The sequence below is a fragment of the Alkalispirillum mobile genome (assembly GCF_003664325.1).
GTDB lineage: Bacteria > Pseudomonadota > Gammaproteobacteria > Nitrococcales > Halorhodospiraceae > Alkalilimnicola > Alkalilimnicola mobilis.
In genome coordinates, this window is sequence record NZ_RCDA01000001.1 from 1,215,571 (window position 1) to 1,239,394 (window position 23,824).

General features: G+C 68.7%; 25 protein-coding genes. 15 read left to right on the forward strand and 10 right to left on the reverse strand.

What is annotated here, in order from left to right:
* Window positions 1-18 precede the first annotated feature (18 nt).
* Window positions 19-660, forward strand: a complete 642-nt coding sequence (locus DFR31_RS05635) for a lytic transglycosylase domain-containing protein (protein WP_121441638.1) — start codon at window positions 19-21, stop codon at window positions 658-660.
* A 10-nt stretch (window positions 661-670) separates the two neighbouring features.
* Here DFR31_RS05635 and trmH read toward each other — a convergent pair whose 3' ends face one another.
* Complete coding sequence (gene trmH, locus DFR31_RS05640) at window positions 671-1,333, reverse strand: tRNA (guanosine(18)-2'-O)-methyltransferase TrmH (RefSeq protein ID WP_121441639.1); 663 nt, start codon at window positions 1,331-1,333, stop codon at window positions 671-673.
* Between the two features lie 99 nt (window positions 1,334-1,432).
* Here trmH and DFR31_RS05645 point away from each other — a divergent pair, with 99 nt between their 5' ends.
* Window positions 1,433-2,284 carry an SDR family oxidoreductase gene (locus tag DFR31_RS05645; protein WP_121441640.1) on the forward strand — a complete coding sequence of 284 codons (852 nt, stop codon included), beginning with the start codon at window positions 1,433-1,435 and terminating at the stop codon, window positions 2,282-2,284.
* 17 nt (window positions 2,285-2,301) lie between these two features.
* Here the strand turns inward: DFR31_RS05645 and tamB are convergent, their stop codons facing one another.
* Both tamB and tamA read right to left on the reverse strand, forming a co-directional pair.
* Entirely contained in the window at window positions 2,302-6,165 is a 3,864-nt protein-coding gene (gene tamB, locus DFR31_RS05650) for an autotransporter assembly complex protein TamB (protein ID WP_147436948.1), read from the reverse strand.
* On the reverse strand, window positions 6,162-7,901 hold the full coding sequence (gene tamA / locus DFR31_RS05655) for an autotransporter assembly complex protein TamA (RefSeq protein ID WP_245971092.1): 1,740 nt from the start codon (window positions 7,899-7,901) through the stop codon (window positions 6,162-6,164). Before tamA ends, tamB begins: the two co-directional genes overlap by 4 nt.
* A 193-nt stretch (window positions 7,902-8,094) precedes the next feature.
* On the opposite strand from tamA, the gene DFR31_RS05660 reads away from it, so the two are divergent.
* The 3 genes from DFR31_RS05660 to DFR31_RS05670 are packed head-to-tail and all read left to right on the forward strand — an operon-like array spanning window position 8,095 to window position 11,062.
* Entirely contained in the window at window positions 8,095-9,663 is a 1,569-nt protein-coding gene (locus tag DFR31_RS05660) for a bifunctional GNAT family N-acetyltransferase/carbon-nitrogen hydrolase family protein (protein WP_121441642.1), read from the forward strand.
* Window positions 9,664-9,689: 26 nt separating this feature from the next.
* Window positions 9,690-10,115 (forward strand): PA2779 family protein, encoded by a 426-nt coding sequence (locus DFR31_RS05665; RefSeq protein WP_121441643.1) that lies wholly within the window; start codon window positions 9,690-9,692, stop codon window positions 10,113-10,115.
* Between the two features lie 23 nt (window positions 10,116-10,138).
* Window positions 10,139-11,062: a PA2778 family cysteine peptidase gene (locus tag DFR31_RS05670; RefSeq protein WP_170153609.1), complete on the forward strand. Its 924-nt coding sequence runs from the start codon at window positions 10,139-10,141 to the stop codon at window positions 11,060-11,062.
* A gap of 20 nt (window positions 11,063-11,082) precedes the next feature.
* On the opposite strand, the gene DFR31_RS05675 is transcribed toward DFR31_RS05670, so the two are convergent.
* On the reverse strand, window positions 11,083-11,814 hold the full coding sequence (locus DFR31_RS05675; protein WP_121441645.1) for a DUF3429 family protein: 732 nt from the start codon (window positions 11,812-11,814) through the stop codon (window positions 11,083-11,085).
* Window positions 11,815-11,998: 184 nt separating this feature from the next.
* Between DFR31_RS05675 and sufT the strand changes: the two genes are divergently transcribed.
* The 4 genes from sufT (at window position 11,999) to DFR31_RS05695 (ending at window position 14,915) form a co-directional block, all read left to right on the forward strand.
* Window positions 11,999-12,550 (forward strand): putative Fe-S cluster assembly protein SufT, encoded by a 552-nt coding sequence (sufT, locus tag DFR31_RS05680; RefSeq protein WP_121441646.1) that lies wholly within the window; start codon window positions 11,999-12,001, stop codon window positions 12,548-12,550.
* Between the two features lie 383 nt (window positions 12,551-12,933).
* Entirely contained in the window at window positions 12,934-13,233 is a 300-nt protein-coding gene (locus DFR31_RS05685) for a hypothetical protein (protein WP_121441647.1), read from the forward strand.
* Between the two features lie 241 nt (window positions 13,234-13,474).
* Window positions 13,475-14,134 carry an AmmeMemoRadiSam system protein B gene (amrB, locus tag DFR31_RS05690; RefSeq protein WP_121441648.1) on the forward strand — a complete coding sequence of 220 codons (660 nt, stop codon included), beginning with the start codon at window positions 13,475-13,477 and terminating at the stop codon, window positions 14,132-14,134.
* Window positions 14,135-14,258: 124 nt separating this feature from the next.
* A complete protein-coding gene (locus tag DFR31_RS05695) occupies window positions 14,259-14,915 on the forward strand; it encodes a PP2C family protein-serine/threonine phosphatase (RefSeq protein WP_121441649.1) in 657 nt (218 codons plus the stop codon).
* Between the two features lie 40 nt (window positions 14,916-14,955).
* On the opposite strand, the gene DFR31_RS05700 is transcribed toward DFR31_RS05695, so the two are convergent.
* The 4 genes from DFR31_RS05700 to DFR31_RS05715 all read right to left on the reverse strand — a co-directional run bounded on the left by DFR31_RS05700 (window position 14,956) and on the right by DFR31_RS05715 (window position 17,369).
* A complete protein-coding gene (locus DFR31_RS05700) occupies window positions 14,956-15,300 on the reverse strand; it encodes a c-type cytochrome (RefSeq protein WP_121441650.1) in 345 nt (114 codons plus the stop codon).
* Window positions 15,300-15,638, reverse strand: a complete 339-nt coding sequence (locus DFR31_RS05705; RefSeq protein WP_121441651.1) for a c-type cytochrome — start codon at window positions 15,636-15,638, stop codon at window positions 15,300-15,302. The genes DFR31_RS05700 and DFR31_RS05705 overlap by 1 nt, the downstream gene beginning before the upstream one ends.
* 127 nt (window positions 15,639-15,765) lie before the next feature.
* Window positions 15,766-16,035: an acylphosphatase gene (locus tag DFR31_RS05710; protein WP_121441652.1), complete on the reverse strand. Its 270-nt coding sequence runs from the start codon at window positions 16,033-16,035 to the stop codon at window positions 15,766-15,768.
* On the reverse strand, window positions 16,032-17,369 hold the full coding sequence (locus tag DFR31_RS05715; protein WP_170153610.1) for a virulence factor BrkB family protein: 1,338 nt from the start codon (window positions 17,367-17,369) through the stop codon (window positions 16,032-16,034). The genes DFR31_RS05710 and DFR31_RS05715 overlap by 4 nt, the downstream gene beginning before the upstream one ends.
* 124 nt (window positions 17,370-17,493) lie before the next feature.
* Between DFR31_RS05715 and wrbA the strand changes: the two genes are divergently transcribed.
* The gene (gene wrbA / locus DFR31_RS05720) at window positions 17,494-18,093 is read left to right on the forward strand and encodes an NAD(P)H:quinone oxidoreductase (protein ID WP_121441654.1); all 600 of its coding nucleotides are present in this window, start codon (window positions 17,494-17,496) and stop codon (window positions 18,091-18,093) included.
* Entirely contained in the window at window positions 18,093-18,509 is a 417-nt protein-coding gene (locus tag DFR31_RS05725; protein WP_121441655.1) for a DUF2069 domain-containing protein, read from the forward strand. The genes wrbA and DFR31_RS05725 overlap by 1 nt, the downstream gene beginning before the upstream one ends.
* On the opposite strand, the gene hda is transcribed toward DFR31_RS05725, so the two are convergent.
* Window positions 18,510-19,247, reverse strand: coding sequence for a DnaA regulatory inactivator Hda (hda, locus tag DFR31_RS05730; protein ID WP_121441656.1), 738 nt, complete (start codon window positions 19,245-19,247; stop codon window positions 18,510-18,512).
* 105 nt (window positions 19,248-19,352) lie between these two features.
* Here hda and DFR31_RS05735 point away from each other — a divergent pair, with 105 nt between their 5' ends.
* Complete coding sequence (locus DFR31_RS05735) at window positions 19,353-20,126, forward strand: DUF481 domain-containing protein (RefSeq protein WP_121441657.1); 774 nt, start codon at window positions 19,353-19,355, stop codon at window positions 20,124-20,126.
* Between the two features lie 27 nt (window positions 20,127-20,153).
* Here DFR31_RS05735 and DFR31_RS05740 read toward each other — a convergent pair whose 3' ends face one another.
* Entirely contained in the window at window positions 20,154-21,185 is a 1,032-nt protein-coding gene (locus tag DFR31_RS05740; protein ID WP_121441658.1) for a DUF2066 domain-containing protein, read from the reverse strand.
* A 104-nt stretch (window positions 21,186-21,289) separates the two neighbouring features.
* Here DFR31_RS05740 and purM point away from each other — a divergent pair, with 104 nt between their 5' ends.
* From purM to DFR31_RS05755, 3 genes are read left to right on the forward strand one after another with little or no spacing between them, the layout of a single operon-like run.
* A complete protein-coding gene (gene purM / locus DFR31_RS05745) occupies window positions 21,290-22,333 on the forward strand; it encodes a phosphoribosylformylglycinamidine cyclo-ligase (protein ID WP_121441659.1) in 1,044 nt (347 codons plus the stop codon).
* A complete protein-coding gene (purN, locus tag DFR31_RS05750; protein WP_121441660.1) occupies window positions 22,330-23,013 on the forward strand; it encodes a phosphoribosylglycinamide formyltransferase in 684 nt (227 codons plus the stop codon). Before purM ends, purN begins: the two co-directional genes overlap by 4 nt.
* 40 nt (window positions 23,014-23,053) lie before the next feature.
* A complete protein-coding gene (locus tag DFR31_RS05755) occupies window positions 23,054-23,788 on the forward strand; it encodes a DUF3108 domain-containing protein (RefSeq protein ID WP_121441661.1) in 735 nt (244 codons plus the stop codon).
* Window positions 23,789-23,824: the final 36 nt, after the last annotated feature.

Sequence of the window (23,824 nt, forward strand, 5' to 3'; positions counted from 1 at the left end):
ACGAGCGGCAGGATAACCATGCAAGCGCAGCCCGGTCCCGACCACGCGGCCGCCCGCCGGAGCGCGGCGCCCCAGTACTGGCGCCGGGCCGCGGGCCTCGCCGCCCTGCTGTTCCTGCTGTTCAGCGCCGCCCTGCCGGCCGGTGAACCGAGTCAGGGCCAAGCGCCGGACCCGGCCCTGCGCGAGGCGCTGCGCGAGGCCATGGACAGCAACGAGAGCTTCGACAACCGCCACGCCGCCCAGGTCTGGCTGGTGGCCATGTCGCAGCAGCTCGACCGACAGGTGCCCGATCCGGACAAACGCATGCGCATCCTGCGCAAGGTGCACGCGGAGGCCAGCCGCGCCGGGCTGGACCCGCAGCTGGTGCTGGCGGTCATCCACGTGGAGAGCAACTTCAACCGCTTCGCCGTCTCCACCGCCGGGGCGCGGGGCATCATGCAGATCATGCCCTTCTGGCTGGACGAGATCGGCGAGGCGGGCGACAACCTCTTCGACCTGCGGACCAACCTGCGCTTCGGCACCACCATCCTGGCCCACTACCTGGACATCGAGAACGGCGACACGACCCGCGCGCTGGCCCGCTACAACGGCAGCCTGGGCCAGACCTGGTACCCGGAGCGGGTCTACCGGGCGCTGAACCGCCACTACCGGTTTGACTGAGCCGGGCGCTTTACGACGTGGCCGGCTGCCAGATAACGGCCCCATCCTCGTCCAGTTCCGGGTAGGGGCGCCCCTCGTTGCGGCAACGCTCGGCGATCCGCGGGTGCAGCCACTCTACCAGGGTGCGGCGGATCTCCGCCTCCGGTAGCCGAGGCTGCTCGTAGAGACCGGCGGCCAGTCGCTGGCGCTGGGCCTCGAACAGGATCACCGCCGCCGCCACCGAGACGTTCAGCGAGGCGCCCAGCCCGAACATGGGGATGATCACGTGCCCATCCGCCAGTTCGGCCCCCTCGGCACTCACCCCCTCCTTCTCCGCGCCCAGCAGCAGGCAGCAGGGTTGCGTGAAGTCCACCGCCCGGTAGTCCACCGCAACCTCCGAGAGGTGGGCGGCGTAAACTTTCATCCCTGCACCTTGCACGGTGCGGATGGCAGCAGGCAGGTCAGTGTGGGTCTGCACGTCCACCCACTGGCCGGTACCGGAGGAGGCGGCGCGGTGTACCGTGAAGTCCTGGTGCCGCGAGACCGCGTGCGCCCGGGGCACGCCCACCGCATCGCAGGTGCGCAGGATGGCGGAGAGGTTGTGCGGCTTGTGGACCTGGTCCAGCAGGACCTGCAGGTCGGGCTGGCGGTGCTCCAGGGTCTGGCGCATACGGTGCAGGCGTCGTGCGGTCATGACTCCGGTTTGATCCATTGCATGTTTTGGGGGACGCTACTATACACCCATTGCCCGCCGGGCCGCTTGTGGCGGGCGTTTTCGGAAAGCGAGAGCACCATGGCAAGCCAGGAACACGTACTGATCGCCGGTTGTGGGCGGCTGGGCATCGCCCTGGGCCAGGCCCTGGCCGATGCCGGCCACCGGGTCACCGGCCTGCGGCGCCATCCCGAGGCCATTCCCGCCCCGCTGACGCCGCTGGCCGCGGACCTCCACCAACCGGACAGCCTGCTGCAACTGCCGGGGGACGTGGACCTGATCTACTGCATCCTGACGCCGGATGACTACAGCGATGCCGGCTACTGGCGCACCTACCACGACGGCATGATCGGCCTGCTGCACGGCCTGCAGCGTGCGGGGGCAACACCAAGGCGCCTGATCTTCGTCTCCAGCACCTCCGTCTACGGCCGGGACGACGGCCGCTGGGTCGACGAATGGACCGAAGCGGAGCCGGCCACCCAGCGGGCGGAGGCCCTGTTGGCGGCGGAACAACTGGCCTTTCAGAGCGACAGCGAAGCGACCGTGGTGCGCTTTTCCGGCATCTACGGTCCGGGCCGGGAACACCTGGTGGAGGCCGTCCGCCAGGGTAAGCCCTGCCGGCCCCATCACTGGACCAACCGGATCCATGAGGAGGACTGCGTGCGGGTGCTGACCCACCTGGCGCTGCCCGAGGTGGAACCGACCCTGTACATCGGCACCGACTGCGAGCCGGTGCAGCACTGCGTGGTGGCGGACTGGCTGGCGGACCGGCTGGGCGTGCCCTACCCGCCGCGCGACGAGAACGAAACGGCGGTCACCGGCAAACGGCTGAGCAACAGCTTTCTGCTGGCCTCCGGCTTCCGCTTCATGTACCCGGATTTCCGCAGCGGCTACGGTTTTGTACGCCGGTGCCGGGACCAGCCCCCCTCCTGATCCCGCTCGGGCCCGGGCTATTCCCCGTTGTCGGTGGCCGGCTCCGGTGGCGCGGCCTCCCCGCCCCGGCCACCGAACTCGAACCGGTACATCAGGTCCAGGGCGTTCTCGACGCCACTGACCGCCTCCAGGAACAGCTGTCGGGCCAGCTGGTAGCGTAGGGTCAGTGTGTTGTCGGGGCTGAACACCCCCACGCCGTAGCTGATGTAGAGCCGCGGGTTCAGGTAGCCGCCGACCACCACCTGGGTCTCGTCGCCCTCGCCCACGGCCTCCACCTCCACGTCCTCCACGCCCAGCGCCTCGCCGACCCCACCGATGATGCCGGAGGCGCCACTGACGCCAAGCCCCAGGGCCGCGGAGGCCATCATCGCCTCGGCGCCGTCGCCTTCAGCGCTCAGCGGACGGCCCCGGATCAGGTAGGAGAGGGCCTCGTCATCGGGCATGGCCGGCTCGGCGAACAGGCGGGCGCGTGGATCATCGGCGCGCCCCTCGACGCGGATGCCGGCCACCACGTCGTAGCGACTCACATTGCGCACCGCTTCGATATCCAGCTCCGGCTGATCCACCGGCCCTGCAAACAGCAGGGTGCCGCGACGGATCCGCAGGTTCTGGCCGTAGGCGCGGTAGCGGCCGTCGACGATGCGGATCTCGCCCACCCCCTCCGGCACGTCGTCGCGCAGGCGGACCCGCATATTGCCTTCCAGGCGCCCGGTCAGTCCGAAGGCGGACAGCGCCAGTTCGTCCGCGCCCAGGCGCAGTTCGATATCCACGTCCAGGTCCCAGCCCTCCAGGGCCTGTTCATCGGTGACCGGCATCTCTTCGGTGCGGCGCACCACGACCACGTCACGGGAGAGACCAACGGCCTGTTCCGGCAGGTCCTGGATATCGATCATGCCCCGGGGCACATCGACGCGACCGCGCAGCAACACGTGGTTGGGCCGCACCACGGCGCGCAGGGCCGGGGAGACCGCCAGGTCCAGCCCTGGCGGCAGGAAGACCTCCAGGGCGTCACCGTCCAGGTTGGCCATGACGCGCCACTCGTCGCCGCCCCAGAGCACCCGCCCGTGCAGCTGCCCGCGGCCGTCGCCGGCGCGGAACTCGCCCCGATAGTCGGCCCGGCTGCCGGCCACGTCCACGTCGAGCCGGAGATCGCTGAGGGTGACTGGCAGGTCCGGCCCGTCCACCAGCCCGTCCGCCAGGGTGACCTGGCCGGTAACCTGGGGATCCTCCCAATGCCCCCCGATCTCGGCGCGGGCAGCGATCACCCCCTCGAGGCGGCTCAGGTCGGGGGCAAAGGGCCGGGCCATGGAGAGATCCAGATCCTCCAGCACCAATTCGCCGTCCAGCTCGCGGGCCTCCGGCCGCGGGTCGGTGGTGACGCGCAGGCGGGCGCCGCCGAGCTCCGGGGTGGTGAAATCGACCGCCAGGGTGGCTTCGGTCTCGCGGTAGTCCAGCTGTGCGGTCAAGGCGTCGTAACGAAGCTCCTCGAAGTCCTCCTCCTCGTCCTCCTCGTCGAGGCGCAGCCGCAGCAGGCCGTCCTCGCTGGACAGGGCGAGCTGGGCGGTGAGCGCATCGCCCCAGGCCACCTGCCCCTCCGCATCGAGCCCCGCGACCAGCGCCAGGTCCTCCGGCAGCCAGGGCCTGAGCCCCGCCTGCAGGTCGTAATCACTGAGGCTGAAGGCCAGTTCACCGTCGGCGCCCAGCGCCGCGGGTTCGTCGATGCAGAGGCGGCCCTGCTCATTGACCGTCCAGCAATGGGCGGCGAGCCGCAGACGGCCCGCCTCGGCGTCCCAGGCCAGGTCAAGGGGCTGCTCGAGGTTGAGGCGGTGGCCGTAACGCCGGGCCATGGCCAGGGCGTGGGCCAGCTCCCCCTCCCAGTCGCCGGTCTCGCGGTCGAAGGCACCGGTGAGGGCGAGGTCCAGCTCGAGCCCGCCGCGGCCATCCGCCAGCAGGTCGAGCCGGTGCGCCGCCTCGCGGCCGGTGATCTCCAGTGCCACGTCGTTCAGGTGCTCGGGCCCGGCCGACAGGTCGGACAGGCGCAGGGCCAGCCGGCTGTCCTCCTGCCCCAGGGCGGGCACGCGGGCGGTCAACTCCAATGCCCCCAGCCCCACGCCCCCGGGGCCGGACAGGGTATCGCCGCTGAGCTCCGCCTCCAGGTCGGGCCGGTCGCGCTCGCCGCGCAACTGGAAACGCCCCGCGAGGGCGCCGGCCAGGTCCGGCACGCCCAGCGCCGACAGGTCGGGCAGGCTGATCTCGCCGTCCAGGTCCCAGCGGTCGGTGAGAGCCCCGGCCACCGTGAGCCCCGCCTGCCCGTCCACCCGGAGGTTGATGTCGTCGAAGTGCAGGTGGCCGGCCGGGTCCATTCCGGCCGCCCCATCGAGCGCCAGGGTGTAGTCCTGCACCAGGGCCTCAATGCCGGGGATCCGCACGCGAAGGTCCGGCCCGGCCTCGGTGAGCTGCCCCTGGCTCTCGACCCGGCCCGAGACCTGCTCCGGCGCCCCCTCCCAGAAGCTCCCCGGGTTCAGGTCTCGCAGCGCGAGGTCGATATCCCACTGCAGCACCCCGGACCAGTCGACGGCGCCGGAGAGTTCCGCGGTGCCCTCCAGCGCCTCCAGGGTCAGGGCCTCCAGCCGCGCCCAGGTGAGATCGCCGTGGGCGTCCAGCCTCAGCAGCCCGGCCGGAAGCTCGGGGCCGGCCACTTCGCTGCGCAGGCTGGCCTGCCACCCGGACAGGTCGCCGGTCAGGTTCAGCGCCCCGTCGCGGCTGCGGTAACCCCCCGGATCGTCCAGCGGCCAGCCCAGGTGCGGCCAGCGCAGCGTCAGCTCGAAGGGCAATTGCTCATCCAAGGGGGTCAGGCGGGCATCCAATGCCAGTGCCTGGTGGCCGGTGACCGCCTCCAGGGCGAGCTGCAGCTCCTGTTTGAGCGCACCCTCCATCCTGAGGCTGAATTCCGGGGCGCCGGGCAGGACCAGTGGCAGGCTGTCGGCAAGCGCCTCGCCGGCCACCACGTCCAGATCCAGGGCCACGTCCCAGTCGCCCCCCAACGCCAGCTGCCCGCGGCTGCGCAGCTCCCCGTAGGGGTGAGAGAGGTCCAGGCGGGCCAGCCCCAGGGATTGACCTTCAAGACTGGCCGTAAGGTCCACATCGGGCAGGGGCATCGGCTGATCTTCGCCGGGAAGCCACAGGGCGCTGTCGCGCATACGGAGGGTCTGGAGGTGCACATCCAGCGGCAGTTGCAGGTCGGGCAGTTCCGGCGGCTGATATTGGAAGTCGGCCATCGGCGCGGCCTCTCCGGCGTCGGCCGCGTCCTCCTCGTCCGCCGGCTCGGGCAGGCGGACCCGGAGCCCCCGCGTTTCCGTCCGCTCCAGGTTGAGCACATCGCCGCTCAAGTCCCCCTCCAGGTTGAGGAAGTCGAGCGCGATGTCGTGCTCTGCCACCTGCACCCGAGCACCGCGGAGTTCCAGCCGCTCCACCTGGATGGCCAGGGGCAGGTCGAGCCGCTCCATGGGGGTATCGGGCGCGCCCTCCTCCGGGTCCGGGGCGTCGCCGGGGTCGCCCTCGGGGATGAGGGCCTCCAGGTCATGGACCTGGGCCTGAAGACAAAAGGCCCGCCGCGTCAGGCAGCCCATATCCCAGCCGGTGACCACGCGCCCGGTCTCCACCCGCAGTTCGCCGTCCTGCCAGCGGGCGAATGAGAGCTCCAGGCCGCTCCAGAGGCTGCCACCGGTCACCTCAAGCTCCAGTTCGGGCACAAACCGTTGGGCCAGGTCCGCCGCGGCCCGGGCGCCGGAGGGGGTGCCCACCAGCCAGGTGAGCGTCCCGGCAAGCAGAGACACCAGGACCAGCAACCCGAGCAGGGTGAGCCGCACTACCCGCATCATATCTCCGGCCCCATGGAGAAATGCAGCCGCCAGGGGTTACCCGACTTGCTCAGTGCCGAGGCGAAGTCCAGCCGGATGGGGCCCACCGGCGAGATCCAGCGGATACCGAAACCGGCGCCCACCTGCGGGTCCGGGTCATCCCAGTCATCGAAGGCGTTACCGGCGTCGGTGAAGGCGGCCAGGCGCCAGTTGGGCCGGAAGGTGTAACCGTACTCCGCGCTGGCCACCGCCAGGTATTTACCGCCGATCACGTCGCCCTCGTCATCCTCCGGGGCCAGGGTCTGGTAGCGATAACCACGCACGCTCTGGTCGCCGCCAGCAAAGAACCGCAGCGTCGGCGGCACCTTCTCGAACTCGCTGGAGGTCAGCCCGCCCAGGTCGGCACGCAGGAGGACGCGGTGGTTATCGGCAAAGCTGCGCAGCAGCCGCGCCCCGGTGCGCACCCGGAAGACGTCGATATCGGAACCCATCCACTCATCCGTGCCCTCGACGCTGAACAGCAGCCGGTCACCCCAATGGGGGTCGGCGCCACCGCGGGCGCGGTTCCGCGACCAGCTGCCCCCGGGCAGGTAGAGCGTGGTGGTGCGGGTCTCGTCGGAGATGGTGAACCGCTCCCGGTCCCACCGGATGCCCAGATTCTGCTGCCAGCCGCTCTCAAAGCGGTGCTGGTGCTGCACCGACAGGGTGTAGAGTTCGCTCTCGGTGTCCTCGATGTCCTCGTACTGGAAGCCCCCCTGCAGGACCAGCTGGGTGCGCAGTGGGTCCCGCAGCGGAATGCCGTAGCGGGTGGAGATGTTCTGGCGCTTCTCGGACAGTTCCGTGTCCACCGACAGGGTATGCCCACGCCGGTTGACCCACGGGCGGGACCAGCCGGCACGGATCCGCGGCCCGACGTCCGTGGAATAGCCCACACCGGTGCGCACCTGGTGGGGCCGCTCGGCGGTCAACTCCACCTGCACCGGGACACGCAGCGTTTCATCGGCCTCGCGCGGCTCGGGGCGGACAGACACCTGGGCGAAATAGCCGCTGTTCAGCAGAGCACGGTTCAACTCGCTCACGTGGCGCGATTCGTAGGGGTCCCCCGGCTCGAAATGCACCAGCCGCTCCAGGAACCAGGGCGCCAGCGCGGTTTCGGAGAACTGCACATCACCCATGCTGTAGCGGCGACCGCTGTCGAAATGAAGGATGACGGTGGCCTCGCCGGCCTCCACGTCCACCTCCACCCGCCGCTGGGTGTAGCGGGCGTCGAAATAGCCCCGGTCGAGGGCCAGGGTCTGCAACTGGCGGCGGGCGGTCTCGTAACGGTCATGGCGCAACACCGCCCCGGGCTGGACCGGCAACCGCGCCTGAATGCCGTCGAAGGCGCTGTCCTCCGCGGCCTCCCCGTCGATGCGGAGGTCCACCAGCGCGATACGCACCGGCTCGCCGGCATCGATGCGCAGGATGAAACGGGGCCCGTTGTCGGTCTCCTCGCGCTCCACGTCGATCTCCGGCTCGTAGTAACCCAGTGCCTGCAGCGCTTGCCCGGCCCGCTCCGGCAACTGGCGCTGGTAGGCCCGCAGCGCCCTGCGGCTGTCCCCCGCAGGCTCGCCGATCCAGGCCTCGACGTTGTCGCGCAATTGACCGCTGACCCCTTCCACCTGCACCTCCACCGCCCAGGCGGCCTGCAGGGCAGGCAGGAACAACAGCACCAGCACGCCCACGGGAACGAGGCAGCGGCGGGCAATTGGGTGCAAACGGGTTCTCACGGGAAGAGGCGGGCTCCCTGTCGGGGTATCCGGGCCGGGCCGGAAACATTACCGCATTTGTAGCAACCGACACAGCACCCGCGCAAGGCGCGCCTGGCCGCCTGGCTCGCCATCGGGCTGGCCCCGCGCGGAAGATCGCCTATACAATCGCTGCATCGCGCCCGCTTCCGGAATCCGCCCTATGAGCGAACAGGACAACGCCCCGACCAGCTCCGACCTCGAGGAACATCGGCTACGCCTCCGCAACCTCACCCTGGAGGACTACCCGGACATCAAGCACATCATGGACCATGTCTACCCCGGGGCCATGGGGGGCGCCTGGTCGCGGGAGCAGTTCGCGGCGCAGATCAACCGCTTCCCCGAGGGCCAGATCTGCGTGGAGGACAACGGCCGGGTGGTGGCCGCCGCCCTGACGCTGATCGTGGACTACAGCCGCTTCGGTGATCGCCATACCTACGAGGAGATCACCGGCAACGGTTTCTTCACCACCCACGACCCCAAGGGCGACGTGCTTTACGGAGTGGACGTCTTCGTCGATCCGGAGTACCGGGCCATGCGCCTTGGCCGGCGGCTGTATGACGCCCGCAAGGAGCTCTGCCGGCAACTCAACCTGCGCGCCATCGTCGCCGGCGGCCGGATCCCCGGCTACCGCAAGCACGCCGACGAGATGACCCCGGAGCACTACATCGAGCTGGTCAAGCAGAGCGAGATCCACGACCCCATCCTCTCGTTCCAGCTCGCCAACGACTTCCACGTGCGCCGGGTGATCACCGACTACATGCCGGAGGACCGGGAGTCCCACGCCTACGCCACCCTGGTGCAGTGGAACAACATCTTCTATGAGGCGGATGAAACCCCGCTGATCGCCACCCGCAGCAAGGTGGTGCGGGTGGGCGCCGTGCAGTGGCAGATGCGCACGGTCAGCTCGCTGGAGGACCTGATGGGCCAGGTGGAGTTCTTCGTGGACGCAGTGGCCGGCTACAACGCCGACTTTGCCCTGTTCCCGGAGTTCTTCAACGCCCCGCTGCTGGCGCAGTTCAACCAGGACAACCCGGCCGAGGCCATCCGCGGCATGGCGCAGTACACCGACGACATCTGCGAGGCCATGTCCCGGTTGGCGGTGTCCTACAATATCAATATCGTCGCCGGCTCCATGCCGGTCTACCGGGACCAGGTGCTCTACAACGTCTCGTTCCTGTGCCGGCGCGATGGCACCATCGACCACCAGTACAAGCTGCACATCACGCCGGATGAGCGAAGCTACTGGGGTGTACGGGGCGGCGACAGCCTGAAGGTGTTCGACACCGACGCCGGTCGGGTGGGGGTGCTGATCTGCTACGACTCGGAATTCCCCGAGCTGGCGCGCATCCTCTCCCAGCAGGGGGTGGAGATCCTGTTCGTGCCCTACTGGGTGGACACCAAGACCGGTTACCTGCGTGTGCGCCGCTGTGCGCAAGCACGTGCCATAGAGAATGAATGCTATACAGTGATTACCGGCAGTGTCGGTAACCTGCCGGATATCGAGAACATCGACATCCAGTACTCCCAGTCGGCCGTCTTCTCGCCGGCCGACTTCGCCTTTCCGCACGATGCCATCGTGGCGGAATCCACCCCCAACACGGAAATGACGTTGATCGTCGACCTGGACCTGGAAAAGCTCACCGAACTGCGTAACGAGGGTTCCGTGCGCAATTACCGAGACCGGCGGCTGGACCTTTACCGCATCCAGTGGCTCGGCCGCCAGGATTGACCCCAAAGCCATCAAGGAGTGACGCCATGAGCCTGATCCACCCCGAAGTCCGCCGCTTCACTGCCCTGCTCCTCGCCGCGCTGATGCTCTTCAGCATGGCCGCGCCCATCGCCGCCCAGATGGACCACCCCGGCATGGTGGGCACCGAGACCCTGGTGGATGAGATGCGCGTGGAGCAGCAGCGCGCCGAAGTACAGGCCTTCCTGGCCCGTGATGATGTCCGCGACCGGTTGGTGCAATGGGGCGTGGACCCCTCCGAGGCGGAGCAGCGGGTGGATCTGCTGACCGATCAGGAGGTAGCCGAGATGCATGAGCGCATCGAGGAGATGCCCGCCGGAGCCGGCGTGGGGAGCGTCGTGGGCGCTGCGGTCCTGATCTTCCTCGTGCTGCTGATCACTGACATCCTCGGCTTCACCGACGTCTACCCGTTCGTCACCCGCACGGCGCAGTAATGCTCTGGCGGAGTGGTGCGATATTGATCAGCCTGCTGGTGCTGGCCGGTTGCGCCAGCACCAGCAGTCTTCGCGACGGCATGCCGGAGGAGCCGCCCGCGGTAGAGGAGATCGCCGGGGTGCCATTTCACCCGGACGAGACACTCTATTGCGGCCCGGCCTCCCTGGCCACGGTGCTCGGCTGGAGCGGTGTCGACACCACCCCGGAGGAATTGATCCCGTCACTGCATGTCCCGGAGCGCAGCGGCAGCCTGCAAAGCGAGCTGGTGGCCCAGGCCCGCCACCAGGGGCGACTGGCCTACGTGCTGCGCCCGCGCACCGAGGCGGTGCTGGCAGAACTGGAGGCGGGCCACCCGGTCGTGGTCCTGCAGAACCTGGGGCTGGCCATCGCGCCCCGATGGCATTACGCGGTGCTGGTGGGGCTCGACCCGGAGACCGACGAGTTCATCCTGCGCTCCGGTCCCCACGAACGGCACCGCACCGCGGTAAACACCTTCCTGCGCACCTGGAACCGCGGGGAGCGCTGGGCGCTGGTCGTGGTGGAGCCCGGGCGCGTCCCGGCCAGTGCCGACCCGGGACGCTACATGGAGGCGGCCCACGCCCTGGAGGCCACCGGCCAGCAGGAGGCGGCCGAGCAGGCCTGGCAGGCCGGCATCAGCCGCTGGCCTCTGAGCCCCCAGATGGCGGTGGCGCTGGCCAACCTGCACTTCTCCCGGGGCGAGCTGGAGGAAGCGGAGACCCACCTGAAGCAGGCCCTGGACCGGGGTGCGGCATCCGGTGCCGTCTACAACAACCTGGCCTGGATACTCGCCGAGCAGGGCCAATGGTCCTCCGCACTGGACATGGCGGAACGGGCGGTGGCCAAGGGCGGCCCGCACCGGAACCAGTTCCAGCAGACGCTGGACACGCTGCGGGAACAGGCCGGTGACCGCGCCGCCAACGACTGACCGTCAATCCGCCGGCCGCGCTAACCCAGCCAGACCAGCAGTGCCGCCAACGCCAGCATCAGGCTCACCAGGCCGGTCAGCCGGAACCGCAGACGCTGGTACCAGTCGGGCAGCTGCAAGCGGGCGGCAACCCTGCGCTCGTACCCCCACCAACCGAGGAAGCCGGCCAGCAGGAGCGGCATCCCCGCCCAGGGTAGGAGCAGCAGTGATAGCCAGCCCACCAGCGCGGGCACGACGCTGGCGATGTAGTCGGCCGCGCCCCCGGTCGCCTGCCCCCGGGCCAATGCCACGCCCCAGTGCGTGGCACCCAGGAAACTGAGAATCACCGCCCCGTAGGCCATGGTCCAGAGGGAGAAGAACTGCCCGGTCGGGGAGTGCGCCGAGGCGAACAGCAGCACCAGCACGCCGAAGGCAAAGGGCAGGAGGCCGGCATAACCGAGGCGCTTGACCCAGGTTTGCGCCTCCGCCCCCATGCCGGCCGCCGCACCCTGGGCCAGGTAATCCTGCATGCCCCCAACGAACTGCCCGTCCACGAACACCTGGGGCAGGGTCTCCCGCCCCGTCATGGCCTGCAGCGTGTGGAAGCGCTCGCGCATGGCCGCATCACCCATACCCATCCGGACCTCCCGGTAGGCGTGTCCGCGCGCCTGCGCCGCCTCCCTCAGCAGCTCGGTCTCGGTCAAACCGGAGCAAAACACCACGACCCCGTGGTCATCGATCTCCTGTTGAATGGCTTCTTCGTGCGTTGTCACTGCCCCTCCCAGGGCCCCTAGGGCCGCTTGCCGGTCACTGGAACAGCTTAGGGGGCTCACCCCGGTGCGACAATGGGCAGACGCCACGGACCCCGCGCCCGCAGGTCACACCGCTGGCGTCTGGCTACGCCCTTGGTAGAATACGGCAATTGCTGAGCCAAACACTTGGGTTTAGGAGGCGTTCATGTACAGCCCCAGGGGCGAACCGGTGGTGTTCGAACGCGACTGCGAGGCAGTCGTCATCCCGGCCGGCGAGTCCGGCACCATCCCCAAAGGCGCCGAGGGCGTGCTGACCCAGGCGCTGGGCGGCAGCTTCACGGTCTACATCCAGGGGCACCTGTTCCGGCTGGATGGCAAGGACGCCGACGCCATTGGCAAGGAGCCGCCACAACCCCCGGAACTCCCCCCCAATGCCACCGACGAGGACGTGGAGAAACTGATCTGGGAGCAGATGGATACCTGCTACGACCCCGAGATCCCGATCAGCATCGTGGAACTGGGCCTGATCTACGGCTGCGACATTGCCAAGGACGATGATGGCCAGCGGCGGGTGGACATCCGCATGACCCTGACCGCACCCGGTTGCGGCATGGGCGATATCCTGGCCGACGACGTTCGTGTCAAGGTGGGGATGATTCCGACGGTCAAGGACGTCAACGTGGAACTGGTCTTCGACCCACCCTGGAACCAGAGCATGATGTCCGAGGCGGCACGGCTGCAGACCGGCCTGATCTAACCTTCCGGCGGGCGCCCTTGTCGCCCGCCAAACCCTTTATTAATCAACCAGTTCCCTTAGCCCTTGACGGGTACATCAGGTATAACCAAGGGACCTGCAGGGAACCATAAAAACCTTGAATCATTTTCGGTGCTTGCACCCATTGCCCCAAGGCGGTGCGTGGTCATACCATACGGCCAACGTTGAGGGGCAGGCATCATCCCGCTGACACCCCGCGCTCCAGGCAGCCCTCCGGCGCCGGACATCAACACCAGACAGCTGGCCCGGTGACCACCGGGCAACACGCCCGCCAAGGGCGTCGTGAAACGGATATTCGGAGCAGGTTTTTGAATCGACGGGTGCGGCGATCGTCGCGATGACGATACGCCTTCAGGAGGTGCGGTATGGCTGAAATGGTACGTGATCTGGATCGGGTGACAGCAACCTGCGAGCAGCTCACCGAGATGACCGAGGCAGAGCGTCAGGCCTGGATGCAGCAGGCCATGGCCGAGCAGCGGGCCATGGTGTTGCGTGCGGCGCTGCAGGGGCTTGGGCGCAAGCTCTCCGCCATGCTGGGCCGTCGTGGCCAGGTGCTTCCGGTAGAGGAGCAGCCGCGCCCCGATCAGTACGACGAGCACACCCTGCACGCGGTAAACGCCCACGCCGAGGCGAGCAACGAGGCCCGGGATCGCCGCGTGGCCTGATCCCGAAGCACGGCAACAGGCCCGCGCGTATCGGCGGCCACCCCGGGGACGGGGTGGCCGCTTTTCGTTTGCCCCACCCCACGCCGATGCTGCAGATCGGAAAACAGCCCGCTGCCCCTTGCAAGCCACCCCCCATGACATAGATTTGCAGTAAGCCAGCAGTTGCCGGTCATGCGGGGACGCGGCCGGGTTTTTGTCAGCCCGCACCGCGCTCCGGTCGTTGTCGCCAGGGGAGATCACCATGAGCCATGTCCGCCGTCCTGTCGTCGCAGGCCTGTTCTACCCGGGGCATCCGGAGGTTCTGCGTCGCTCACTCGATGCCTTGCTGCAGGCCCGACCACTGCTGGGCAGCCCGCCACGGGCCATGGTGCTGCCACCGCGCAGCCAGGCCCGGGCGGGCGAGGCCATTGCAAGCGCGTGCACCCTGTTGCAGGGCTGTGCGTCGCAACTGCGGCGGGTCTACCTGGTGGCCGAGAGCCCCTACACCGGCCATGACGACGCACCTCATTTCGATGGTCACGGCCACTTTCAAACCCCGCTGGGCCGCCTGGCGGTTGATCAGCAGCGGGTTGCAGAGCTGGTGGACGAGTTGGGCGGCTTCACGGACGACAAAGCCCATGACCTGGAACACCGTCTGGAGGCCCCGCTGCCCTACTTGCAGCGCACCCTGCACCGGTTCCGCCTAGTGCCAGCGCTGCTGCCCGTGGGCGCAGCCCGCGCCGCCACCCGCCTGCTGCAGGGCGCGCTGAACGATGACGAGGGCCTGCTGATCGTGGTGGATCAACCGGAAAGCACATTGGCCCGGCGTTTGGAGGCCGAGGCAGCGACGCGCCGGTTGACCTGCCAACCCGTGACCGAGGCGGAGCACGGTCGCCCTCTGGCGCTGAGCTTCTATCCCTGACCGCCCCGATGCCGCTGCGGGCGAGCGGGCGCCACCAATTGGTGCCCGGGCCCCGGCTTTCCTGAAAGCACGGGGCTTGGCACAATCCGGACAGTCATCCCGCAGATCACGAGGGCGTCTCGCCATGCAAGCAGGTGGTTTCACCGAACCGGGCCCCGGCCGTTCCCACAATGAAGACCATTTCGGCTACGACCTGCCCGCCGGGGTGGCCGTACTGGCCGACGGCGCCAGTAACCGCCCCCATGGCGAGGTGGCTGCAGGGCTCGCGGTGGACACCATCCTGGCCATCACCCGCAATCACCATGGCGCCGATCACACGTGGCTGGAGTCCGGCGGTGAGCCCCGCAAGCTTGCTCAGCTGGCCAACCAGGCGCTCCTGGCGCACACGGAGCGCAATCGGCGCCATCGGGGCATGGGCAGCACCCTGGCCTTGCTCACCGTCGCACCGGCGTCGGTCAGTCTGGCCCTGGTGGGGGACTCGCCGGTCTACCGGTTGCGGGACGGCGAATTGCTCTGCCTGGGCTCGGGGCGAGGGGCTTACGAAGCGCTGGGGGAGCGCCCCCGCGTGCGCCCGGAGTTGCACGACCTGGACCGGGCAAGCGGGGATCTGTTCCTGCTGTGCTCCGATGGGGTCTCCTCTGCGGTGGATAGCGCCACGCTGAAGACCTTGCTGCAGGGCGCTGCGGACGACCTGACCGACACCGCCCGGCATATCGTCATGCAGGCACGCGAGGCGGGTGGCGAGGGGGATGCCTCGGCCCTGCTGGTCCGGCTGCGCTGAGCTCCCGGCTGCCACGGGCGGCCGCACCACCGCCGGCCGGCTAACGCCGGCGCGGGGTATGCAAAGGCCCCTCCTGCTCGGCGTAAAATGCCGCCAGATCCCGGATTTCCGAATCACTCAGCTCGGCCGCGATGCCGTTCATGATCGGGTTGGCGATGTCTGTATCCCGGTAACGCCGCAGCATCCGGGCGAGGTAGTCCGCATGCTGGCCCGCGATCTTGGGATACTGCGGATCGGGGCTGTTGCCATCCTCACCGTGGCAGGCAATGCAGGCCGCAGACAAATCCTCGCCCCGCACCGGGTCACCCCGCTCGATGGCCGCTGCCGGCAGCGCCATCGCGAACCCCATGCCCATGATCACCCAGACACTGAAACCCTTCATCATCAACGCCCCCTGGAAGACGGCTCACTGGCCGCGAAATAAGCCGCAATATCCTCGATATCCTCTTCACTCAGGCTGCGCGCCTGGGCGTTCATGGTGGGGTGATCGCGGACGCCCTCACGGAACGCCATGAGGGCATCGACCAGGTACTCGGCATGCTGTCCCCCCAGCTTGGGGACGTGGTAGCTGGGGTACACGTTGCGTTGCCCGACCACGCCGTGGCAGCCCATGCAGGTATCGGCTTTAAGCTGGCCGGCCACCGGGTCACCAGCCTGCGCCGGCCCCAAGAACAAGGCGGCGGCCAGGGTAACCCCGGCAGCCGTGGATCGGATGATGGGCATAGATCTCCCCCTTTGTGCTGGATGGGCTGGTGGGCCCCACGACCCCCAAAACCCTTTCTTTTTTCTCTTTCTTCTGTTTAGCACAGATAGGGGAAATTGCCCGATTACCCTACTCGGGCAATACGGCTCAGAGGGTGCGAAACCCTTCCGTCGGCTGCTCCGTGTCGGGCGCGGCCTCCACCCCGGTGACCTGGGCGTTGGGCGGGCCCTCTTCCAGCCAGGCGGCGAGTTCATCCAGGGCATCCGTTGGCCCATGGGCGAGCACCTCCACCCGCCCGTCCACCAGGTTGCGAGCGTAGCCGCTAAGCCCCAACTGCTCGGCATGGCGCTTGGTGCTGGAGCGGAAGAAGACTCCCTGCACAGTACCGGACACAAAGAAACGTCTGCTCTCGTTCATTGCTCCTCACTCGGGCTGTTGGCCTGACGGACCACCGACCGGATCTGGGGCCGTGTGGTGAATATGTCATCCAGCGACTCTGCCAGGCCCTCCGCCAGGCCGGTGTCGGCCTGTTCCAGAGTGTCGGCCAGCCGCTGGTCCCAATCGTCTCCATCCTTGCGCAAAGCGGCGACGCTGGGCAATGGGAACGTCTCGCTGCGGTAGAGATCCAGCAGAGTGTAGTGGGAGGGATCCCTGGCCAGTATCCAGTCGCCATCACCGTTGAGCTGAATGGCCCGGGCCCGGCGTAGCGGGCGCAACACCTCCAGCACCCCCATTTCGCCCGCCTCCGGCTCCAGGCGGGCCAGCGCGCGGGTGCTCAGCCCGCGCCCATCACGCTGCGCGTTCCAGAGGTGGCCGAGCACGTGCACCGCCAGACGGAAGGCATCCCGGCCGGTGCCGGCCGCGCGATGCCGCGCCAGCGAATAGCTGCCCAGTGCCTGGGTAAACTCCGCCCCGACCAGCACCACGATCCAGCTGAGGTAGATCCAGATGAGGAAGATCGGCAACGCCGCCAGCGCCCCGTAGATCGCCTCGTAGGTGGGAATGTTACGCACGTACCAGCCGAACCCGCCCTTGGCGATCTCGAACAGCACCGCCGCCAGCACCCCGCCGAGCAGGGCGTGGCGGACGGGTACCCGGTGGTTTGGCACCGCCGCGTAAAGGAAGGTAAAGGCCAGCGTTTCGGCGACGAACGGCATGGCCGCAAGCAGGCCACCGCGCACACCACTGAGCGCATCGATATCACCAAAACTGGCCATGGATACCACGTAGGAGCTGACCCCGAGGCTGGCCCCCATGAGAATCGGCGCCAGGGTCAGCACCGTCCAGTAGACCATGAAGCCCTGCAGTGGCCGCCGCCGCTGCTGCACCCGCCAGATATCATTCATGGCCCGGTCGATGGCTGCCATCATCAGCAGCGCCGAAACGACCAAGGCGATCAGGCCAACCACGGTAAGCCCGGCAGCCCGGTCCACGAAGCTCTGCAGGTGCTGCTGCACCACTTCGGTGGAGGCCGGCACCAGGTTCTGGAAAAGCAGATCCTGCAGCTGCCCGGTCAGACCGGAGAACACCGGAAACGCGGCAAACATGGAGAAGCCAATGGTGAGCAGCGGCACCAGCGCCAGCAGCGTGGTGTAGGAGAGCGTGGCAGCGTTCTGCAGGCAGGCATCCCGCCGGAAACGCTCTGCCACGTAGCGCAGGAAGTCCACGCTGACGCGCAGCCAGTCGATGCCCTGCAGGCGTTCGCTGGCCGCCAGGCAGCGTTGCTGAATTGCCCGGACCGGGTCTGCCAAGTTGCCTCCTGAGCTGTTGCGGGCCTGTAAGCCGCCCCGGCGTGCGCTACAATCGGCCGGGCCTTCAACCCCGCTGGCCGGTGCAGCCCCAGAGCGGCCGGCAGCCCCACGCGGATGCATCACGATGCCTGATATCCTGATCCTCTACTATAGCCGACATGGTGCAACGGCCGACATGGCCGAGCAGATCGCACTGGGTGTCGAGGAGAGCGGGCCGGATTCCCGCGCCCGGGTGCGCACGGTACCCCCGGTATCGACGGTCTGCGAAGCCACCGCCGACGAGGTGCCGGACAGCGGCCCACCCTACGCCACCCTGGATGACCTCAGCGAGTGCGCCGGGCTGATCCTGGGCAGCCCCACCCGCTTCGGGAACATGGCAGCCCCCCTGAAGTACTTCCTGGACGGCACCAGCAGCCTGTGGCTGAACGGCGCGTTGAGTGACAAACCGGCCGCCGTGTTTACCGCCACCTCGAGCCTGCACGGCGGCCAGGAGAGCACCCTGCTGAGCATGATGCTCCCGCTGCTGCACCACGGGATGTACCTGGTGGGCCTGCCCTACTCGGAGCCGGCCCTGGCCCGGACCCGCACCGGCGGCACGCCTTACGGGGCCAGCCACCACGCCGGCGGCGAGGGGCGGCAGCCCCTGAGCGAGGACGAGCAGGAACTTTGCCGGGCGCTGGGTCGCCGGGTGGCCCGGGCAGCGGCCCGGCTGGAGGGTAACTGATGCTGAAATCGCCGCGCACCCTGCACCGGCTCGCCGTTGTCAGCTACCTGAGCCTGCTGGTGCTGCTGCTGGCCTGGCTGATCTGGTTGTCGCCACCGCCGGAGGCCTTGATCTCCGTGGCGGTCATCGCGCTGGTCGGGCCCCTGTTGCTGCCGCTGCGGGGGCTACTCCATGCCCGGCGCTACACCATGGCCTGGAGCACCATGCTGATCCTGGTCTACTTCGTCCACGGGGCGGCCAGTGCCGCCACACCGGGGATCAATCGCTGGCTCGGACTGGCGGAGGTGGCGCTGGTGGTGGTCTATTTCACAACGGCCATCCTGTACATCCGAGCTACCGGCAGCAAGGCGCACGGCCGGCGCCGACGCGGGGAGAAACAGGTCGCCGTGCCGGACAGCGAGAAGGACAGCGGCTGATTACCCCTCGCCGGCGCCCAGCACCTGGCGCACAAAGGGGATGGTCAGCCGGCGCTGCGCGGCCAGCGAGGCACCGTCCAGCCGGTCCAGCAGTTCGAAGAGCCCGCCCAGGTCCCGCGGAAAGCGGGAGAGCAGAAACCGGCCCGTGTCCTCCGGCAACTCCAGCCCACGCGCGGCGGCACGCGCCTGCAGGCCCTGCAGCTTGCCTTCGTCGTCCAGCGGCTCCAGGCGCAGGGTGAGCCCCCACTGCAGGCGGGAGGCGAGATCGGGCAGGATCAACGACAGGTCGGCGGGTCGGCAGTCCGCGCTCAGCAGCATGTGCCCGCCACTGGCCCGGGTGCGGTTGAACAGGTAGAAGAAGTTCTCCTCCCAGTCCGGCTCACCGGCGAGCACCTGCAGGTCATCCAGCGCCAGCAGTTCCATGCTTTCCATGCCCGCCAGCACCGAGGCCGGCGGCATTCCCTGGAACTCGCGCAGCGGCAGGTAGGCCGCCTTGAACCCCCGCTCACCGGCATCCCGGCAAGCCGCCTGCAACAGGTGGCTCTTGCCCACGGGGCCATTGCCGTAAAGGAAGAGCAACCGTTCGCCAAAGCCCATGGCGGCCCGCCTCACGGCATCCAGTGCCTGCTGATTGGCGCCGACGACGAAGGAGTCCAGGCTGGCGATATCGGTCCAGCGGATGTCCAGCGCCATCTGTTGCGCAGGCGGGGTCGGCTTGTTCTCGGAGTCTGTTACCATGTCGCGCCTGTTCCGGAGGAGGCCCGCATTGCACCCCTAGACCCGTGGGGTGTCAAGAGCCGGTCAGCTCATTCACGCTCCAGGCAAGGCCCGTTCCAGATCCTTATGCGGCACCCCAGACCCTCCCAGAAACTCGCCCCGGTACTCCTCGCCGCCCTGTTCGTGCCGTGGACGGCTGCCCAGTCACTGCCCGGCGCACCCAGCCCGCCCGATGCCCAGGAGAACGACGACTGGAACCATGAGGGGCGCATCTCGGCCGGGCTGAGCGTGACCCGGGGCAATACCCGCACCGAATCGGGCCAGTTGGCGCTGGATCACCGCAGCCGCTCGCCGCGCAACCGGGTGCTGGCCAGTGCCGAGGGTAACCGGGCCAGAGATGACGGGGAGTTGAGTGTCTACAACCTGCGCGGCTCCTTGCGCCATGACTACTTCCTGACCCGCCGCCTGTACTTGAACAGCAGCGCGAGTCTGCTGCGGGACGAGTTCCGGGATATCCGCCTGCGCCGCACCGTCGGCTTCGGCCCCGGCGTCCAGCTGCTGGACACCGAGCGGGTGCAGCTCTCCGCCGAAACCGGCCTGTCCTACATCCACGAGACGCGGTACGTGCAGGACACGCAGCGTGAGCCGGCCTGGCGCTGGGCCATGGACTACCAGCAGGAGTTGGAAAGCGGCGTCACGCTGTTCCACCGCCAGGAGGGCCTGGTGGTGCTGGATGAGCCCAAGGACTGGGTGTGGAGCAGCCGCACGGGGCTGCGCTTTCCGGTCATCGGCGACCTGGCCGGGAGCATCCAGTACCAGTACGACTACGACAACCAGCCCGCCGAGGACCGGAAAGCCTACGACAGCGCGCTGCTGCTGAACGTGAACTGGACCTGGTAGCCGCCGCCCCCGCCCGCGGGGGTATCGCTAACGCCGCCAGCGGAAGCGCGGCGGCGCCTCCTCTCCCGTCTCGCCCTCGGCCTGCGGCTCCAGGCTGCGGGACCCTTCCAGGGCCGAGAGCGCACGCTCGGGCGACACGGCCAGGTCAAGCTCCAGGGCCAACGCATCGCCGCGGGTGCCCGCCAGCCGCGCCTCGCGCACTTCGGGCAGCCCCTGCAGGTACTCCAGCACGGCGGCATAGGCCGAGAGGCTGTCGATGGCCACGCGGATATCGAGACTGGCCTGCGCCTCGCCCGCCAGCACGACGCCGCGCGCCTGGGCCAGGGTGGTCACCGCCCACTGCATGGCCTGCTGCACCAGTTCCTCACGGCTATCGGCCTGGCCGCGATCCTGGCCCGTGGACCGGCCGTCCAGCAGCAGCCACCGCCCTTCCCAGTCCCCGCCGCTGCGCTCCCGCAGGGCCAGGGTGACGACCGGCTGAGCGCCGTAGCGCTGGCTGGCCTCGGCGATGCGGTCGGTGAAGCCGGCCCAGATGTGGCTGTACTCCAGGTTGCGCCGGTCCTCCAGGTCCAACAGGGGCAGCAGGGGCGTCAGCCCCACCGCGGCCGCCTCGGCACGGACCCGCTCGGCCAGCGTGTCCCCGCTGCCCTCGGCCATCAGGTTGCGGCTGCCGTCCACCTCCTCACCGGCCCAGACGATCACCCGGGCCCCCTCACCCAGCCACACCTCGCCGGTGTAATCGGCCAGGGCCGCCTGGAGGGCCTCCGGGTCAAAGCGCGCCTGCAACCGCAGGTCCTCGCCCGCCTCGCCACGCCAGGCATACCCGGCCAACAACTGCTCCGGGGCCAGCATCAGGTCGGCCAGCGCCTCCGCCTCCGCGGGGTCGGCGGTACCGGTCATGCGCTGCAGCTGGCGGGCGAGTGCCGCCTTCAGCGCCAGCCCGCGGTCCTCGTCACTGCGGGTCTCGGCGGAGACCTCCACGGTGTAGAAGGGCGCGGCGCCGGCGGGCAACGCCATCAGCGCAATCAGCAACAGCGGGGTCAGGTACACCAGTCGCATAAGGTATTGTCTCCAGGCTGTCGGAGGCGCCGGGCTATATTTCGGCCCACCGGATCGCTACCATATCGGGTTCATTTGACTATCTAGCCCCGGGGGAGTTGCAAGTGGGTCCGGATCAGGAAGGCCTCACCTATAAGGCTGCCGGCGTGGACATCGACGCCGGCAACGAACTGGTCGATCGCATCCGCGACGACGTCAAGCGTACCATGCGGCCCGGCGTGTTGGGCGGGCTGGGCGGCTTCGGCGGGCTGTTCGAGGTGCCGGTGGACCGCTACCGCCGCCCGGTGCTGGTCTCCGGCACCGACGGCGTGGGCACCAAGCTCAAGCTGGCCATCGAGACCGGCCGCCACGACGGCATCGGCATCGACCTGGTGGCCATGTGCGCCAACGACGTGCTGGTCACCGGGGCCGAGCCGCTCTACTTCCTCGACTACTACGCCACCGGGCAATTGGACGTGGAGGTGGCGGCCGCGGTCATCCGCGGCATCGCCGAGGGGTGCCACCAGGCCGGCGCGGCGCTGATCGGTGGCGAGACCGCCGAGATGCCCGGCATGTACGCCGAGGGGCACTACGACCTGGCCGGTTTCTGCGTGGGCGTGGTGGAGAAAGACGAGATCATCGACGGCAGCCGCGTGGCGGCCGGCGATGCGCTGATCGCCCTGGGCGCCTCCGGCCCCCACTCCAATGGCTACTCGCTGATCCGCAAGGTGCTCGAGCGCGCCCCCGACGGGGCCGCCACCGAGGTGGACGGCCAGCCGGTGGCCGATCTGCTGATGGCCCCCACGCGCATCTACGCCAAACCGGTACTGGACCTGGTGCGCAACCTACCGGTGCACGCCATGGCCCACATCACCGGGGGCGGCCTGCCCGAGAACCTGCCCCGCGTGCTGCCCGAGGGCCTGGGCGCGCAACTGCAGCCCTGGGACTGGCCGGCGGTATTCCGCTGGCTGCAACAGACCGGCGGGGTCGCCGAGGACGAGATGCTCCGTACCTTCAACTGCGGGGTGGGCATGGTGTTGGTGGTGCCGGCCGCGGAGGCGGATGCTGCCGTGCAACGCCTGCTGCAGACCGGGGAACAGGCCTGGCGCATCGGCGAGATCGTCACTGCGGACGCTGACGCGCCGCGGGTGCGGGTGGCACAGGCATGAGCGGTGGCGATGGACGTCAGCCGCTGCCGGTCGTGGTACTGATCTCCGGGAGCGGCAGTAACCTGCAGACCTTTATCGACGGCCAGGCCAGCGGCGAGTTGCCCATTGAGATCAAGGCGGTGATCAGCAACAAGGCCGATGCCTTCGGCCTGGAGCGCGCCCGGAAGGCGGGCATCCCGGCACGGGTGCTGTCGCATCGCGATTTCGAGGACCGCGCCGGGTACGACCGCGCGCTGGCCGAGCTGATCGACGGCTATGCCCCCGGCCTGCTGGTGCTGGCCGGCTTCATGCGCATCCTCTCCGATGCCTTCGTGGCCCACTACGAGGGCCGGCTGATCAACATCCACCCCTCTCTCCTGCCCGACTTCCGCGGGCTGCATACCCATGAACGCGCGCTCGAATCAGGTGTCCAAGTTCACGGCTGCAGCGTGCACTTCGTGATCCCCGAACTGGATGCTGGACCGCTGATCGTGCAGGCGGAGGTGCCCGTCCAACCCGAGGATACCCCGGAGACCCTGGCCAAGCGGGTACAGGTGCAGGAGCACCGCATCTACCCGCTGGCGGTGCGCTGGCTGGCCGAGGGCCGCGTCTGCATGCGCGACGGCCGCACCTGGATGGACGGCCAGCCACTGGAGCAGACACCGCGGATCACCGCCGAGACCCGAACCGAAACCCTGTAGGGGCGCTGCTGCGCGCCCCTTGTTTGCCGAGGAGGGACCGATGCCCGTGCGCCGAATCCTGTTGACCATCACCCTGGCGGCACTCTTCGCCCCGTGGCACACCGCGCTTCCCGGTGAACAGGACGCGGCGGCCACCGACCTCCCTCCCTTTGCCGCGCAGTACCGGGTGCACATGGGCGCCTTCACCATCGGCGAGGGCTGGTTCCGCTTCGAACGCCCGGAGGCGGACCGTTACCGCTACGAGGTCACCACAACGCCGCGGGGGATCGTCCGCATGGCCTACCGGGACGAGACCCGGGAAGTCAGTGAAGGCTGGGTGGGGGAAAACGGCTTCCGGCCGGAGCGCTACGAGTACGAGCGCACGGGCCGTCGGGACGAACAGGAGACCCTGCTCTTCGACTGGGATGCGGGTATCGCCCGGGATGCGGACAGTGACTGGGAAATAGACCTGTCCGACGGCATCAAGGACCGCGTGGTCACCACGCTGGCGCTAATGCAGGACCTGGCGCGGGGCCGCTCCGGCGACCTGAGCTACCGCGTGGCCGATGACGGCGATATCGACGAGTACACTTTCCGCCTGACCGGGGAGGAGACCGTGGAAACCCCGGTGGGCACCTACGAAGCCATCAAGTACGTGCGGTTGCGCGAAGGCAGCAGCCGGGAAACCCGGGTCTGGTCAGCGCCGGAGCTGCACTACCTGCCGGTGCGGGTGGAGCACGTGGAGTCCGATGGCACCACCTTCCGCATGACCCTGGACCACTTCGAGGGGTTCTAGCCCGACGCCGCGACGGCGCCGGGCCGGAGAACCCAG